At 63.1% G+C, this 14268-nt stretch carries 17 protein-coding genes and 2 pseudogenes; 9 read left to right on the top strand and 10 right to left on the bottom strand.

What is annotated here, in order from left to right:
* The first annotated feature begins 74 nt into the window (after nucleotides 1-74).
* From NR193_RS10790 to NR193_RS10780, 3 genes are read left to right on the top strand one after another with little or no spacing between them, the layout of a single operon-like run.
* Nucleotides 75-1325: a cytochrome P450 gene (locus tag NR193_RS10790; protein WP_256750834.1), complete on the top strand. Its 1251-nt coding sequence runs from the start codon at nucleotides 75-77 to the stop codon at nucleotides 1323-1325.
* 24 nt (nucleotides 1326-1349) lie between these two features.
* On the top strand, nucleotides 1350-2417 hold the full coding sequence (locus tag NR193_RS10785; RefSeq protein ID WP_256750833.1) for a hypothetical protein: 1068 nt from the start codon (nucleotides 1350-1352) through the stop codon (nucleotides 2415-2417).
* Between the two features lie 40 nt (nucleotides 2418-2457).
* On the top strand, nucleotides 2458-3177 hold the full coding sequence (locus NR193_RS10780) for a transporter substrate-binding domain-containing protein (protein ID WP_256750832.1): 720 nt from the start codon (nucleotides 2458-2460) through the stop codon (nucleotides 3175-3177).
* A gap of 20 nt (nucleotides 3178-3197) precedes the next feature.
* Here NR193_RS10780 and NR193_RS10775 read toward each other — a convergent pair whose 3' ends face one another.
* The 6 genes from NR193_RS10775 to NR193_RS10750 all read right to left on the bottom strand — a co-directional run bounded on the left by NR193_RS10775 (nucleotide 3198) and on the right by NR193_RS10750 (nucleotide 7504).
* On the bottom strand, nucleotides 3198-3542 hold the full coding sequence (locus NR193_RS10775) for a cupin domain-containing protein (RefSeq protein ID WP_256750831.1): 345 nt from the start codon (nucleotides 3540-3542) through the stop codon (nucleotides 3198-3200).
* Nucleotides 3543-3548: 6 nt separating this feature from the next.
* Nucleotides 3549-4829: an O-acetylhomoserine aminocarboxypropyltransferase gene (locus tag NR193_RS10770; RefSeq protein WP_256750830.1), complete on the bottom strand. Its 1281-nt coding sequence runs from the start codon at nucleotides 4827-4829 to the stop codon at nucleotides 3549-3551.
* 145 nt (nucleotides 4830-4974) lie between these two features.
* A complete protein-coding gene (locus NR193_RS10765) occupies nucleotides 4975-5496 on the bottom strand; it encodes a CoA-binding protein (RefSeq protein WP_256750829.1) in 522 nt (173 codons plus the stop codon).
* A complete protein-coding gene (locus NR193_RS33565; RefSeq protein ID WP_256750828.1) occupies nucleotides 5483-6247 on the bottom strand; it encodes a GNAT family N-acetyltransferase in 765 nt (254 codons plus the stop codon). The genes NR193_RS10765 and NR193_RS33565 overlap by 14 nt, the downstream gene beginning before the upstream one ends.
* 10 nt (nucleotides 6248-6257) lie before the next feature.
* Nucleotides 6258-6680: a VOC family protein gene (locus tag NR193_RS10755; protein ID WP_256750827.1), complete on the bottom strand. Its 423-nt coding sequence runs from the start codon at nucleotides 6678-6680 to the stop codon at nucleotides 6258-6260.
* Between the two features lie 2 nt (nucleotides 6681-6682).
* Nucleotides 6683-7504: an enoyl-CoA hydratase gene (locus tag NR193_RS10750; RefSeq protein WP_256750826.1), complete on the bottom strand. Its 822-nt coding sequence runs from the start codon at nucleotides 7502-7504 to the stop codon at nucleotides 6683-6685.
* Between the two features lie 153 nt (nucleotides 7505-7657).
* Between NR193_RS10750 and NR193_RS10745 the strand changes: the two genes are divergently transcribed.
* From NR193_RS10745 to rpsI (NR193_RS10735), 3 genes are all read left to right on the top strand, one after another.
* Complete coding sequence (locus NR193_RS10745) at nucleotides 7658-8122, top strand: PaaI family thioesterase (RefSeq protein ID WP_256750825.1); 465 nt, start codon at nucleotides 7658-7660, stop codon at nucleotides 8120-8122.
* 215 nt (nucleotides 8123-8337) lie between these two features.
* Nucleotides 8338-8802, top strand: coding sequence for a 50S ribosomal protein L13 (gene rplM / locus NR193_RS10740; protein ID WP_010915638.1), 465 nt, complete (start codon nucleotides 8338-8340; stop codon nucleotides 8800-8802).
* Between the two features lies 1 nt (nucleotide 8803).
* The gene (rpsI, locus tag NR193_RS10735) at nucleotides 8804-9286 is read left to right on the top strand and encodes a 30S ribosomal protein S9 (protein ID WP_091578186.1); all 483 of its coding nucleotides are present in this window, start codon (nucleotides 8804-8806) and stop codon (nucleotides 9284-9286) included.
* A gap of 97 nt (nucleotides 9287-9383) precedes the next feature.
* Here the strand turns inward: rpsI (NR193_RS10735) and NR193_RS10730 are convergent, their stop codons facing one another.
* Complete coding sequence (locus tag NR193_RS10730) at nucleotides 9384-9620, bottom strand: hypothetical protein (protein ID WP_256750824.1); 237 nt, start codon at nucleotides 9618-9620, stop codon at nucleotides 9384-9386.
* Between the two features lie 311 nt (nucleotides 9621-9931).
* Here NR193_RS10730 and NR193_RS10725 point away from each other — a divergent pair, with 311 nt between their 5' ends.
* Nucleotides 9932-10666, top strand: coding sequence for a class I SAM-dependent methyltransferase (locus NR193_RS10725; protein ID WP_256750823.1), 735 nt, complete (start codon nucleotides 9932-9934; stop codon nucleotides 10664-10666).
* Nucleotides 10667-10679: 13 nt separating this feature from the next.
* Here NR193_RS10725 and NR193_RS10720 read toward each other — a convergent pair.
* Nucleotides 10680-10979, bottom strand: a pseudogene (locus NR193_RS10720) (hypothetical protein); the annotation flags it as partial.
* Here NR193_RS10720 and rpsI (NR193_RS10715) point away from each other — a divergent pair.
* Nucleotides 10978-11067: pseudogene (rpsI, locus tag NR193_RS10715) on the top strand (30S ribosomal protein S9); the annotation flags it as partial. The pseudogenes NR193_RS10720 and rpsI (NR193_RS10715) overlap by 2 nt on opposite strands.
* Before the next feature lie 93 nt (nucleotides 11068-11160).
* Here rpsI (NR193_RS10715) and NR193_RS10710 read toward each other — a convergent pair.
* The gene (locus NR193_RS10710) at nucleotides 11161-12060 is read right to left on the bottom strand and encodes a LysR family transcriptional regulator (RefSeq protein ID WP_256750822.1); all 900 of its coding nucleotides are present in this window, start codon (nucleotides 12058-12060) and stop codon (nucleotides 11161-11163) included.
* Between the two features lie 91 nt (nucleotides 12061-12151).
* Between NR193_RS10710 and NR193_RS10705 the strand changes: the two genes are divergently transcribed.
* The gene (locus NR193_RS10705) at nucleotides 12152-13024 is read left to right on the top strand and encodes an aldo/keto reductase family oxidoreductase (RefSeq protein WP_256750821.1); all 873 of its coding nucleotides are present in this window, start codon (nucleotides 12152-12154) and stop codon (nucleotides 13022-13024) included.
* A gap of 58 nt (nucleotides 13025-13082) precedes the next feature.
* On the opposite strand, the gene NR193_RS10700 is transcribed toward NR193_RS10705, so the two are convergent.
* Nucleotides 13083-14141, bottom strand: a complete 1059-nt coding sequence (locus NR193_RS10700; protein WP_256750820.1) for a glycerophosphodiester phosphodiesterase family protein — start codon at nucleotides 14139-14141, stop codon at nucleotides 13083-13085.
* Nucleotides 14142-14268: the final 127 nt, after the last annotated feature.

Raw genomic sequence — 14268 nt, 5'->3', positions numbered from 1 at the left:
GGCTCAACTCATTGGGTGTCGGGCGCCAACATACGGTCTGGCACCAAGCTGGCAAGCCGCGCTAATGGTCTGGCATGACCAAATTGACGCCATCCTACTTGGCCTTTGATCCAGCCACCCGCCATCTGCGGCTTGACCCGCACGAACCGGCCTTCTTCCAGAACCCGTATGAGGCCTATGCCTTTCTGCACGGCGCATCGGATGCATTCTTCTGGGAAGAATTCGGCTTCTGGTGCTTTGGCGGCTTCGACGACGTCAACCGGCTGTTGCGCGACCGCCGCTTCGGCCGCCAGAACCCGGCCGGCATTCCCGACAGCCGCGGCATCGGCCAGGATCGCAGCCATCTGAGCGCCTTCGACGGCATCGAAGCCAACTCGATGCTGGAGCTGGAGCCGCCGGTGCACACGCGGCTCAGAACGCTGGTCAACCGTGCCTTCGTCTCGCGTCAGATCGAACGGCTGCGGCCACGTGTCGAAGCCCTCGCCAACGAGCTGATCGACCGTTTCCAACCGGACAAATCCGTCGACCTGTTGCCTGCCTTCGCGGCCCCCTTGCCGATCACCATCATTGCCGAGATGCTCGGCGTACCGGTCGAGATGGGGCCTCAATTGCTCGACTGGTCGCATCGGATGGTTGCGATGTACATGCACGGCCGCACGCGCGAGACCGAGGAGACGGCCAACCGCGCCGCGGGCGAGTTTACCGATTTCCTGCGCTTCTATGTCGCCGAGCGGCGCAAGAACCCGGGCGACGACCTGCTGTCGCTGCTGATCTCGGCGCAGCAGGACGGCCAGAAGCTGTCGGAGGACGAGCTGGTGTCCTCGGCGATCCTGCTGCTCAATGCCGGCCACGAAGCGACGGTGCATCAGACCGGCAATGCCGTCCGTTCGATCCTCGCGCAAGGTGGCGACCCACGCCGCTTCTTCATCTCGCCCGAAGCGACCATGGCAACGGTAGAGGAATGCCTGCGTTTCGACGCGCCGTTGCACATGTTTACCCGCTACGCCTATCAGGAGATCGAAATCGCGCCCGGCATCGTCGTGCAGCCGGGCCAGACGATCGGCCTGCTGCTTGGCATGGCCAATCATGACCCGCGCGCCTACGCCGAACCCCTCGCCTTCCGGCCGGATCGTGCGGACCAGAAGAACGTGTCATTCGGCGCCGGCATCCATTTCTGCATCGGCGCGCCGCTCGCCCGGCTCGAACTGCAGGTGTCGCTGAAAACTTTGTTCGGACGGCACCCGCGACTCCATCTTGCCGAACAGCCGCGCTTCCGCGACACTTACCACTTCCATGGGCTGGAAACGCTCGCCGTCGGCTTCTGACGATCGCGGGCCTGGGACTGCGAGATGAGGGGCATTTCGATACGCGCGGTCGCGCTGGCTTTGGGCATCGCACTGGCGAGCCTTGCCAGCGCATGGGCTCAGCAACAACAGGAAAACATCCCGCAAGAAAATAGCGACGCCGTGGCAAGGAAGCTGGCGAGCCTTCTGATTGAACGCCAGACCGGTGCCGCCGTGCCCGCCGACCGGTTCTGGGCCTATGAGGCCGACTTCAACCTCGACGGGTTTTCCGAACTCTACGTCTATGTCGCCGACCCTGCTTGCGACGGGGTGAAATGCGGACTTTTCGTTTTCGTGCTGGAAGGCGACAGCTATCGCGAGGTGTTGGGCGACATCCCGGGCGCAAGGCTTACCGATCCCGCCAAGGTCGGCTTCGGCGCCTTCAAGCGCAACGGCTTCCTCGACTTTCAACTCGACCAAATACTGGCCAGTTGGACAGGCGATCATTATGCGGATTCCTCGACGTTCCCTGCCACGTCGCTCGACGGTGTCGCCTTCCTGGCGGCTTGCCAGAAATCCAAATCGAGCGAGCAGCCCGAGGAGGGCGAAGCTGAACAGGTGGCCGGCGAGTGCCAATGCCAGTTCAACCGGTTTCAGGCAATCGGCTTCAGCCAGGCCAGCCTAGACACCTATACGGCCTCGATGGGCGAAAACTTCGCCTATCCGAATGGCGAAAAGGAAAAGGCATGGCTTGCCCTGCTCAAAGATGCTGAGGATGTCGGAACGGGTTGCGGCGTCGTAAGTGGTAAAAGCCAGTGGCAACCGGCCTATTTCAAGCACGGCGACCAGCCGCAGCAAAAGCTCGACTTCGAAGCCTTCCTGGACGCCTGCCCAGCGCAGGATTTCATCCTGACCAATCGCAAGACCGGATCGCCAGACCGAGCGCTTGGTCTGTGCGGTTGCATCGCCCGCGAGCTGCCGACGCAAGGGGTCACGCAAACGGGACTCGATCTGCTGACGCAGTATTATCGCAACGATATCTCCGACGCGGACGTCGAGGAGCAGGACGCCGATCTTCTGACCTTCCACGACCAGGCGTCGGAAGCTTGCCTCAGCCAGTTCCCGGCGAAATAGGCAACGCAGCTTGGTTCAAAGATTGCGGGGACCGGACACCATGGGCGAGGCAACGAGATTTGCCTTTTTGCAGGAGCCGCCCTTCTGCTTCACGGATGCCGGCGGCAAGCTCTTCGGCTGCGATGCCGGGCTCGCCGGGAAGGTGTGCGAGGGGCTGAAGCTCGACGCCTTCCTGCCGATCGAAACGGAGTTTGCCGAACTGCTTCCCGGATTGGCTGGCAACCGCTGGGACATGACCACGGGCCTGTTCATCTCGGACGAGCGCAGGAAACTTGTCGACTTCACGCGGCCGATCTGGGTGCTGCAGGACGGATTGCTGGTCGCCAAAGGCAATCCCCGTGGCTTTCGCGGCTATCGGTCGGTGGCCGAGGATCGGACGGCGGTGATCGGCGTGATATCCGGTCAGATCCAACATCAGACGGCGCTGCAAAATGGCGTTGCGCCGGAGCGGATACGGATATTCGCCACACAAGCGGCCGCGGCGGAGGCCGTCGCGGCCGGCACGGTGCATGCCTATGCCAGTGTTGCGCTGGCGCACCGGGGCTATCTCGACCGGTGGCCGCAGGCACCTCTTGCCGTCATAGATGTTCCGGCGACCGAAAAACAGCCGGCTGCCGGCGCCTTCGCCGTGGCCAAAAACAATACGGCTCTGCGCCAACGCATCGATTCAAGCCTGGGCGAATTGTTGGGAAGTCCCTGGCACCGGGAACTGATGAGCGGATACGGATTTTCCGATGCCGATATCGATCGCCTTTTGTGAGGCTGGGTGCTGCGAAATGATCAAAGCTTGATCACGTATTCCTTGCGTGTCGTTTCAAGCACTTCCCAACTGCCCCTGAAGCCGGGTCTCAGCACGAAACTGTCCCCGGCCCGGACGGTGCGGGCATCGCCACCGTCTTCCGCGATCACCGAAACGCCGGAAAGGATGTGGCAGAATTCCCATTCGTCATAGACGATGCGCCATTTGCCAGGGGTCGATTCCCAGATGCCGGCGTAGAGGCCGCCTTCCCGCTCCTCGACGTTCCAGGTGCGGAATTTGGGATCGCCGGAGATCAGCCGATCTGGCGCCGGCGCGCCAGATTCGGGTTCGACGCTTTTGGTGTCGACGGAAAGAAACGCGGCCATGGGCAATCAGACCTTGGCAAGCGCCTGTTCGAGGTCGGCGACGATGTCGTTGACGTCCTCGATGCCGATGGAAAGCCGCACGGTGTCCGGGCCGGCACCGGCCTTGACCTTCTGCTCGTCGGAAAGCTGGCGGTGGGTCGTCGATGCCGGGTGGATGACCAGCGACTTGGTATCGCCGACATTGGCGAGGTGCGAGAACAGTTCGAGCGCCTCGACGAACTTGACGCCAGCCTCGTAGCCGCCCTTGAGGCCGAAGGTGAACACGGCACCGGCGCCTAGCGGCGAGTACTTCTTCTGCAGCGCGTTGTTCTTGTCGCTGGGCAGGCCGGGATAGTTCACCCAGGCGACCTTGGGGTGATTGGATAGCCAGCCGGCGACCGTCACCGCATTGTCGCAGTGACGCTGCATGCGCAACGGCAAGGTTTCCAGGCCGGTCAGGATGAGGAAGGCGTTGAACGGCGAGATCGCCGGGCCGAGATCGCGCAGGCCGAGCACACGCGCGGCAATGGCGAAAGCGAAGTTGCCGAAGGTTTCATGCAGGACGAGACCGCCATATTCGGGGCGCGGTTCCGACAGCATCGGGTACTTGCCCGACTTCGACCAGTCGAAGGTGCCGCCATCAACGATGGCGCCGCCGATCGAATTGCCGTGGCCGCCAATGAACTTGGTCAGCGAATGCACGACGATGTCGGCGCCATGCTCGATCGGCCGGATCAGGTAGGGCGAAGCCAGCGTGTTGTCGACGATCAGCGGCAGGCCATGCTTGCGCGCGACGTCACCGATCTTCTCGATATCGACGAAGGTGCCGCCCGGATTGGCGAGGCTCTCGATGAAGATCGCCTTGGTCCTGTCGTCGATCTGGCTTTCGAAGGTCGAGACGTCGTTGGTGTCGGCCCAGCGCACTTCCCAGCCATAATTCTTGAAGGCGTGGCCGAACTGGTTGATCGAACCGCCATAGAGCTTGTTGGCGGCGACGAAATTGTCGCCAGGCTGCATCAGATTGTGGAAGACGATCACCTGCGCGGCGTGGCCGGACGCGACCGCAAGCGCGGCCGTTCCGCCCTCCAGCGCGGCAAGACGCTCTTCCAGCACCGCCTGCGTCGGATTCATGATGCGGGTGTAGATGTTGCCGAAGGCCTTCAGCCCGAACAGCGAGGCGGCATGATCGGCATCGTCGAAGACGAAGGAGGTCGTCTGGTAGATCGGCGTGGCGCGCGCGCCGGTGGCCGGGTCGGGCTTGGCGCCCGCATGGACGGCAAGCGTGTTGAAACCGGGCGTACGGGTCATCGAAAACCTCCCTTTTTGAAACTCTGAAATCGCCGGGCATTCTTGGCGAAGCCCGTACGTGAATGCAAAGAAGAAAATACCTTTCGGTGGACGATCCGCGGTGAACGCGCGAGAAAACCTAATTCTTCCCGGAATAATTTTTCGTCTACTTCTGGCGCACGCCGAAACTCTGGAATCCCGAGCGCATCAGCGGCTTCTTCGATGACAGCACCCCGGAGTTGACGCCGGTCCAGCCGATCTCGCCGGACAGCTTGCCATATTCGATCTTGGGGCAGCGGTTCATCACCACATTGATGCCTGCGGCTTCAGCGCGGGCGGCGGCTTCGTCATTACGCACGCCAAGCTGCATCCAAAGCACTTTCGGCAAGGGATCGAGCCGCAATACCTCATCGACGATACCGGGCAGAGCCGCGGCATTGCGGAAGACATCGACCATGTCGATCGGTTCCGGAATATCGGCCAGCCTGGCATAGGTCATCCGGCCGAGGATTTCCTTGCCGGCCTGGCCAGGATTGATCGGGAACACCGAAAAGCCCTTGGCCAGCAGGTATTTCAGCACGAAATAGCTTGGTCGCACATCGTTGGCGGATGCGCCGACCATGGCGATGGTCTTCACCGAATTGAGGATGCCGGCGATGTAGGCGTTGTCGTAGCTATCGTGATTCATGCGGCTTCCTGCGGTAGTGATATCGGTAGAGTTCACGATTGAACCCGAGCGAGGCATAGAGTGCGCGGGCCGGCGTGTTGTCGGCAACCACCTGCAGGCATGCCGCCGACGCACCTGCCCGCCGCGCCCAATCGATCAAGCCGCCTACCGTTCTACGACCCAGGCCTTGCTGCCTGAAGCGGCCGTCGGTTTCAACCGATTCCACCACAAGCAGCCCATTGCGGATAACGCCATAGGCCAAGGCGGCAATTTCGCTGTCGCGTTCGTAGGACGCGAATGCCCGGTCGCCGACGATCAGTCCGGTCATCTCGCAAAAGATGCGGCGATCAGTATCGTCATAGGCACCCATACGGAACCGCGCGTCGAACCACTTTTTGCTTGGCAGCGCCGAAATGACGACCTCAACGTCCCGCGATACCTTGAACTCTTCAATGCCGGCGAACAGATGAATCGTACCGCCTTCAACGTCGTACCCATGGCGGTCAAGGACCGCATCCATCTCGGCGGCAATGTCGGGTATGCGAAACAGCGGTGTCTGGCCGTGACCGGCATAGAATGCCTCGGCGGCCGCAAGCACCCTGTCGGGCGCGCCGCGCTTGCCGCGAAGCGGGTTGACCGAATTGGTGCGCCGAATGCGTCCGCCCGATCGTCTCAGAAGCCAGCCATCCGCGACCGTTTCAACCGCGGCTGGCCAACCTTCGCGGCAAGCCTGCTCGATGTGCCAATTGAGATCATCGTCGCTGGCGGTCACGCGTCAGCCATCAACCGGGCAGCGAAATCGTGCCGTCTTCGGCGATCGGAAAGGCCGGATTGTGCGCCACTTCCCAGACATGCCCGTCGGCATCGGCGAAATAGCCATACCAGCCGCCCCAGAAGGCGCGGCCGGCCGGCTTGACGATGCGGCCGCCGGCCTTCTCGGCCATGGCGAGCACCTCATCGACTTCGGCGTCGGAGCGGGTGTTGTAGGCGAGATAGACAGCAGACGGCGCCTTGGCGAAGGTGACGCCCGAATCCTTCTCGGCGCTATGGCGTGGAAACAGCCCGAGAATGGCGCCGCCCATCTGGAAGAAGGCGACACCGTCGGTGATGCCGGCATGACGGGTCAGGCCCATTGCCTCGTAGAAGCGCACCGCGCGGTCGAGATCGTCGGTAGCGATCGTTATGATGGAAATGCGCGGTTCCACGATTACTCGTCCGTCCACTCCGGCTTGCGCTTGCCGATAAAGGCGCCGATGCCTTCTTCCGCGTCGCGCGCCAGCATGTTCTCGACCATGACGCGGCCGGTGTAGGCATAGGCGTCCGCCAGCCCCATCTCTGCCTGCGCGTGAAAGGCTTCCTTGCCGGTCTTCACCACCAAAGACGATTTGGAAGCAATGGTTTGCGCGTATTTGGTGACAATCTGATTCAGATATTCACGCGGCACGACGCGATTGACCAGTCCGAACTCCTTGGCGGTTGCCGCATCGATCGTCTCGCCGGTCAACAGCATCTCCATCGCATGCTTGCGCGAGACGTTGCGCGACAGCGCCACCATCGGCGTCGAGCAGAACAGGCCGATGTTGACGCCGGGCGTGCAGAAGGTCGCCTCATGCGAGGCGATCGCCAGGTCGCAACTGGCGACCAGTTGTAACCCGGCGGCGGTGGCCAGGCCGTCGACCTCGGCGATCACTGGCAGGGGATGGCGCACGATCGCCTGCATCAGGGCGGCGCAGGCCGCAAACGTCTCCTCGAAGAAGGCCCTGCCATGATCGGCGTCGGCGCGCCGTGCGGTCATTTCCTTGAGATCGTGGCCGGCGCAGAACACCTTGCCGGCCGCCGACAGCACGATGACGCGAACGGCCTTGTCGGTCCTGGCGCGATCGAGTTCCGCCGTCAGCGCCGCCATCACGGAAAGCGACAAGGCGTTGGCGGGTGGGTTGGCAAGGGTCAGCCGCAGCACGCCCTTGTCCAGCCGTGCGGCGACCGGACCGTCAACGGCAGCAGGCTTGATGGCAAGGATTTCGGCCATGGACAAGGTCTCCTCGATTCCGCTCGGGCTGGCAGAGTATCTAATATCGGATCGGGTTTCATCCAACACTCCATCGCTTGCGCCAGGGGACGGAGCTGTTGCCAGAAACGCCGTGCTGCGCTCATACAGGCTAGTGCAACACGAGAGGCCGACATGCCCGCCCAGACCAATCTCAAACCCGTGCTGACCGCGGTGCAAGTCAATGAGCTGATGGAAACCGTCTACCCCCAGCTCAACGAGCAGTTCAGATATTACGAGGCGATCGACGTGTTCCCAGGCGGCTGCATTGTGCGGCTCAATGCCGGCGAACGGCACCTGCGTCCCGGCGGCACGGTGTCCGGCCCGTCACTGTTCACGCTGGCCGACATCGGCGGCTATGTCTGTGTGCTTTCGCATGCCGGGCCGGATGCGCTCTCGGTCACCACCAATCTCAACATCAATTTCGTCCGCAAGGCCGAGGCCGGACCGATCGACGGCCATTGCCGCATTGTGAAGCTGGGAAAGAGCCTGATGGTGTTCGACATCGACATCGTCGCCGGCCCGGAAGGACATACGATCGCGCACGCAACGGGTACCTACTCGATCCCACCGAAGCGAGATGGCGATGTGGTAAAATAATACCTTTTGTCCAAACCATTGTTTTTGCTGTATTTTGCCTGCTGCCAGACTTTTCAAGCGCCTTGACGCAACAACTACCCTCGCCTATAAGCCCTCACGAAGCAGCGGCCCGCAAAGGCCGCCGTTTTGTTATTGGCGACGGACAGCCTCTCATCGCCAATCCAAGCAACAAGAAACGCCTTCCTCGTGAAGGTCCGAACCGAAAGCAGAAAACCATGACAACCTTTTCGCAGAAGCCTGCGGATGTGGTGAAGAAGTGGATCCTGATCGACGCCGAGGGTCTCGTCGTCGGCCGTCTCGCCACTGTCATCGCCAATCATCTTCGCGGCAAGCACAAGCCGACCTTCACCCCGCATGTCGACGACGGCGACAACGTCATCGTCATCAATGCCGACAAGGTGGTGTTCACCGGCAAGAAGTTCACCGACAAGGTCTATTACTGGCACACCGGCCACCCCGGCGGCATCAAGGAGCGCACCGCGCGCCAGCTGCTCGAGGGTCGTTTCCCCGAGCGTGTCGTCGAGAAGGCCGTCGAGCGCATGGTTCCGCGCGGCCCGCTCGGCCGTCGCCAGATGAAGAACCTGCGCGTCTATGCAGGTGCCGAGCATCCGCATGTCGCCCAGCAGCCCGAAGTTCTCGACGTGGCCAAGCTGAATTCCAAGAACAAGAAGGTCGCATAAGATGGCTGAGCTTTCCTCGCTCGCAGAACTGGGCGCCGCCACCGGCAACACCAACACGCAGCCGGCGGCCCCCGTCCATGTCCAGAAGCTCGACAAGTCGGGCCGCGCCTATGCCACCGGCAAGCGCAAGAACGCCATCGCGCGTGTCTGGGTGAAGCCGGGTTCCGGCAAGATCGTCGTCAACGACAAGGAATTCGCAACCTATTTCGCGCGTCCGGTCCTGCAGATGATCCTCAACCAGCCGATCATCGCCGCCAACCGTTCGGGCCAGTACGATATCGTCGCCACCGTTGTCGGCGGCGGCCTCTCCGGCCAGGCCGGCGCGGTGCGTCACGGCATCTCCAAGGCGCTGACCTACTACGAGCCGACGCTGCGCGCCGTGCTCAAGAAGGGTGGGTTCCTGACCCGCGACAGCCGCGTCGTCGAGCGCAAGAAGTACGGCAAGGCGAAGGCCCGCCGTTCCTTCCAGTTCTCGAAGCGCTAAAGAGCGCTTGGGGCCAAGTTCTCGAAGCGCTAAGCGCTCCGCAGGTTTGGACAATCGAAAAGGCCGCCTCCGGGCGGCCTTTTTTGCATTTGGCGTCCTATCCCGCGGAATGGTCCGCATCGCGGATGAACAGGAACGCGCAGACTGCCGAGAACGCCACCACGAGCGCGGAGGCGAGGAAAGCAATCTGCATGCCCTGGATCGTGCCCAGCGCCAAAGCGGAGCCAAACAGCGCGACGCCGATCGCTCCACCCGATTGGCGCACTGTATTGAGCACGCCCGAAGCTGTTCCCGACATCGCCGTCGGCACGGACGACAACAGCGCCGTGGTCATGGCGGTACGGCGAGACCGATGCCGATCGGCAGGAACAGCAGCCGTCCTACCTGTCGCTGCTGTGGCGTATGACAACACTGTAACCGTCCGGGCGCGGCATTCGATAGATGCAAGCCGTGTTGCACATCCGGAAAATGTCAGGCTCGGCAGATTTGCCGCGGCCCGTCGCGCGCGGCGCGGCACCATGCTACGAAACAGGGACCGGCCTTTTCGGTCCAAAGGATATTTGGATAGGTAATTTTTAGGGGAGATCTCAGATGTCGTCACCCGAACCGATCAAATTCACCGACGGCGCGGCTTACGAGCGCTTCATGGCTCCCTGGAGCCGATCCGCCGGGGCTTTGTTCCTCGACTGGCTGGCGCCGGAGTCCGGACGGGCCTGGGTTGATGTCGGTGCCGGCAACGGCGCGTTCACTGAGCTCATTCTAGCGAAGTCCGCCCCTTCGTCCGTTTGCGCGATCGATCCCTCCGATGCGCAGATTGCGACTGCTCGGCAAAAAATCTCGGCAAAGCAGGTCGAGCTGTCGATTGGCGATGCGATGGCCCTTCCCTACGACGCCAACCGCTTCGACGTCGCGGTGATGGCGCTGGTGCTGTTCTTCGTCCCCGACCCGCGCAAGGGCGCCTCGGAAATGCTCCGCGTCACCAAGCCCGGCGGCATTGTCGCGTCCTACACCTGGGACGTCATGCGCGGCGGCACCCCTACGCAGCATTTGTGGGAGGAGATGGACGCGATGGGCAAACCGGCCGCACGTCCGCCGAGCGCGGAGGTCTCGCGCTTCGCGGCGCTGAAGGCGCTTTGGGCGGAGCTCGGCATCCGCGATGTCGAGACGCGCGAGCTTGTCGTCGAACGCACCTTCGCTGACTTCGACGATTATTGGCTATCCATGGTCGTGAGCAGCCCGAGCGGAATCGTCGGGAAGCTGTCGGATGCGGAGAGCGCGGAGCTGAAACGCCGACTAAAGGACAGACTGCCGGCAAGCGCCAGGGGAGCGATCACGGTTCACGCCTGGTCGACGGCGATCAAGGGGCGAAAGGCCGCTTAATGCGTGCGGCGCCTTACGTCGCCGCTTTCTTCTTCGCCTTCGGCTTGGCCGGCTTCGGTGCAACCGGCGCTTCCGGCATGCCCTCGATCGAGGACAGGCGGCCGGACGTGAACGTGTAGATGCCCGCACGCGGGCCGGTCGTCCAGGCGACCACAGCGACGCGCCGGCCGGCACCGTCACTGGAGAGACTGACGTTCAAGGGCGCGCCGATGCCGCGCACCACGTCGCATTCGGTGTGGCCGAGCGCGACCGTGCCGCCCATGGCCGCGGGCGCCGTCGCCGATGCATTGGCATCAGCCGGCCCGGGGGATGGCTTCCTGACCCGCGACAGCCGCGTCGTCGAGCACAAGAAGTACGGCAAGGCGAAAGCCCGCCGCTCGTTCCAGTTCTCGAAGCGCTAAGCGCTACCTCAGACAATCGAAAGGCCGCCTCCGGGCGGCCTTCTTTTTGCAACTCACCAGACAGCAGCCGCACCCGTCGAATGACGACAAATCTCAGGGTCTACCGGCTTTTATGAAGTCGATGAACGCACGCAGCGGAGCCGGCACGAGGCGCCGGCCGGGATAATAGAGGAACGGTCCGGGAAAACTCTGCCACCATGGTTCGAGTACGGGCTCGAGGGCACCGTTTTCGAAGTAAGGGCGAAGCCAGCCCTCGAAGAGCCCGATAACGCCGGTGCCGGCGATGGCCGCATGGACGGCAAGATCGGTCGCCCCACCGATCCGCACGATCAGTGGCCCCGTCGGATCGACCCGTACCACCTCGCCGTCGCGCTCGAATTCCCACGGCAACATCGAACCGCTGGCAAAGCGGCCGCGCAGGCAAGCGTGGCCGAGCAGCTCGCTCGGGTGTTCAGGCCGCCCATGGCGATCGAGATAGGCGGGGCTGGCGGCAGTGGCGAAATGCTGGACGCGCGGGCCGATCGGCACCGCGATCATGTCCTGTTCCAGCCGCTCGTCGTAGCGGATGCCGGCGTCGCATCCGGCCGCCAGCACGTCGACGAAGTTCTCATCGGCGATCACCTCCAGCCGGATGCCGGGATACGCGGCGAGGAAGCCCGGAACGATGTCGGGCAATATCAGTCGCGCGGCGCTGACCGGCACATTGAGACGCAACGATCCCGCCGGCCTGTCGCGAAAGCCATTCAACACGTCGAGCGCCGCTTCCACCTCCGACAGGGCCGGGCCGAGCCGCCCCAGCAGGCTGAGGCCCGCCTCGGTCGGGACAACGCTGCGCGTCGTGCGGTTGAACAGCCTGACGCCGAGCTGTGCCTCGAGACGTCGCACCGCCTCGCTCAAGCCGGAGGCGCTGCCGCCGCTCGCACGCGCGCCATCGCGAAAACCGCCGGCGCGCGCCACCGCCACGAACGCGTTCAGATCGCTGAGGTCCATCATTGTTCGCCATTCCGCACAGCCTGTGTGGATTGTACCTGATTATCCCGAGATTGAGCAGCGCCTATCTTCGCCTCCTCAAAGGAGACCACTCATGTCCAATATCGATCAGGCCGAAACATTCACCCTCGGCAGCCGCGCCGTAAAGCGTCTTGGCTATGGTGCCATGCAACTCGCCGGGCCCGGTGTGTTCGGTCCACCCAGGGACCATGACGCGGCCCTGGCCGTGCTGCGCGAGGCCGTTGTCCAAGGGGTCGACCACATCGACACCAGCGACTTCTATGGCCCGCACGTCACCAACATGCTGATCCGCGAAGCGCTGGCACCTTACCCGGACGATCTCGTCATCGTCACCAAGATCGGCGCCCGGCGCGGCACGGATGGATCGTGGCTGCCGGCCTTTTCTCCCGAAGCGCTGACCCAGGCGGTGCACGACAATCTGCAAAATCTCGGCGTCGAGGCGCTGGACGTGGTCAACCTTCGCATCATGTTCGACACCCATGGTCCCGCCGAGGGGTCGATCGAAGCGCCGCTCACGGTGCTGGCCGAGCTTCAGCGGCAGGGCCTGATCAGGCATATCGGGCTGAGCAACGTGACGTCAGCGCAGATCGCGGAAGGACGCGGGATCACCGAGATCGTCTGTGTGCAGAACCAATACAATCTGGCGCATCGCGGTGACGACGCCCTGATCGACAACCTTGCCCGTGACGGCATCGCCTACGTGCCGTTCTTCCCGCTCGGTGGCTTCAACCCGCTGCAATCTTCCACTTTGTCGGACGTCGCGACGCGTCTCGGCGCCACTGCCATGCAGGTCGCGCTCGCCTGGTTGCTTCACCGTTCGCCCAACATCCTGCTGATCCCCGGCACGTCGTCGGTCGCGCATCTGCGGGAGAACCTTGCCGCTGGCGAACTCGAGCTTTCAGACGATGTGCTCAGGAAACTGGACGGCGTGGCGGTAGCCGCCTGACGGTCGGCTGGCTATCTTTCCAAGGTAGCTTGCGCGCCCAGTCGCGCTTCGATCCGGCCTAATTGATGCTCGCCGTGTTGGCGGGCTCAGCCGGCCGCGCCTCATCGGCATAAGGCACCCGGTAGCCATTTGCCGCCAACCAGTCGATTGCCGCCTTCGGCTCATCGGTCTGGATGATGGTGGCGCCGCGATCGGCCCAGAAACCCCAGCTTTCGCGCGGCAGGCTGGCCCGGACCGCCAGTTCGTCGCCGCGGCCGCCGGCGAGGAATCCGCCCGGCTTGTTGACGATGGCGTAGGTGTCGGCCCAGATGTGCCAGTTGCCTCGCACCGCGGCGGCGCGCATGCGGGTGCTGAACAGCGGTCCGCCGGTCTCGGTCAGTTTCTCGGCGCCCGCCCGCCAGTTGATCAGTTCAATCGCGCGCGGCGAGAAGGCGCGGTCGACGGTCTCGGCAAAACCGGCATCATGCACCGCGTCATCGGCGATGATCGGCATGAACTGGAAGCCGCCGCCGATCGCATCCATGGCCGCCTTGACTGTGGTGATCCTGCTTTGGTTCCACAGGTTCTCCTTGACGATGACCTGTTCAGCCATGCCGAGGTCGCGGGCGACGGCGATCATGCCTGAGAGGTCACCGACCTCGAGCTTGTTGTCGACGTTTATGAGGATCCTGTCCCTGGTTGTCGTCAGCATCTCGCGCAGCGTCGAAACCGTCTCATTGGTGACAGCGCCGGTACCCTCGACCACCAGCCGGCAGGTCTTCAGTTCGGCCAGCGTGTATTTGACCACCTCGCCCTTGCAGGTCGTGGTGCGGTCGAGCCAGCTGTCGTGCATGACGACGAACTCGCCGTCCTTCGAGCGCCTGATGTCGACCTCGACGATTTCGGCGCCCATGGCGATCGAGCCTTCCACGGCGGCGATCGAATTCTCCGCATAGAGCGTCTTGCCGGCCTGCATGCTGCCGGCGCGATGCGCGGCCACCATGACATGGTCGCGCCACTGGTTGGCGTGCTCGAAGCGGTCGAGAATCTGCCTGGCACGGCTCTCTTCGGCGCCGGCCGCGCCAACAGACGCCATCAGCGCGGTGGAAAGCAGAAGGCTCAGCCAGACGGTTCGCATCGAGAATCGCTCCTTGCCGGATCGAGACCCGGATAGGCGATGCCCGTGACATCCAGGTGAACGAAGCCGGCTAGCGGATGTCTTGTTTGAGCATGGTCTTTCCCGAAAACCGGTTCCACTTTTCGGA

Source organism: Mesorhizobium sp. Mes31 (genome assembly GCF_024519675.1).
Classification (GTDB): domain Bacteria; phylum Pseudomonadota; class Alphaproteobacteria; order Rhizobiales; family Rhizobiaceae; genus Mesorhizobium.
The sequence above is the reverse complement of the archived record's forward strand: the minus strand, read 5'-3'. Positions and strand labels throughout refer to the sequence as shown.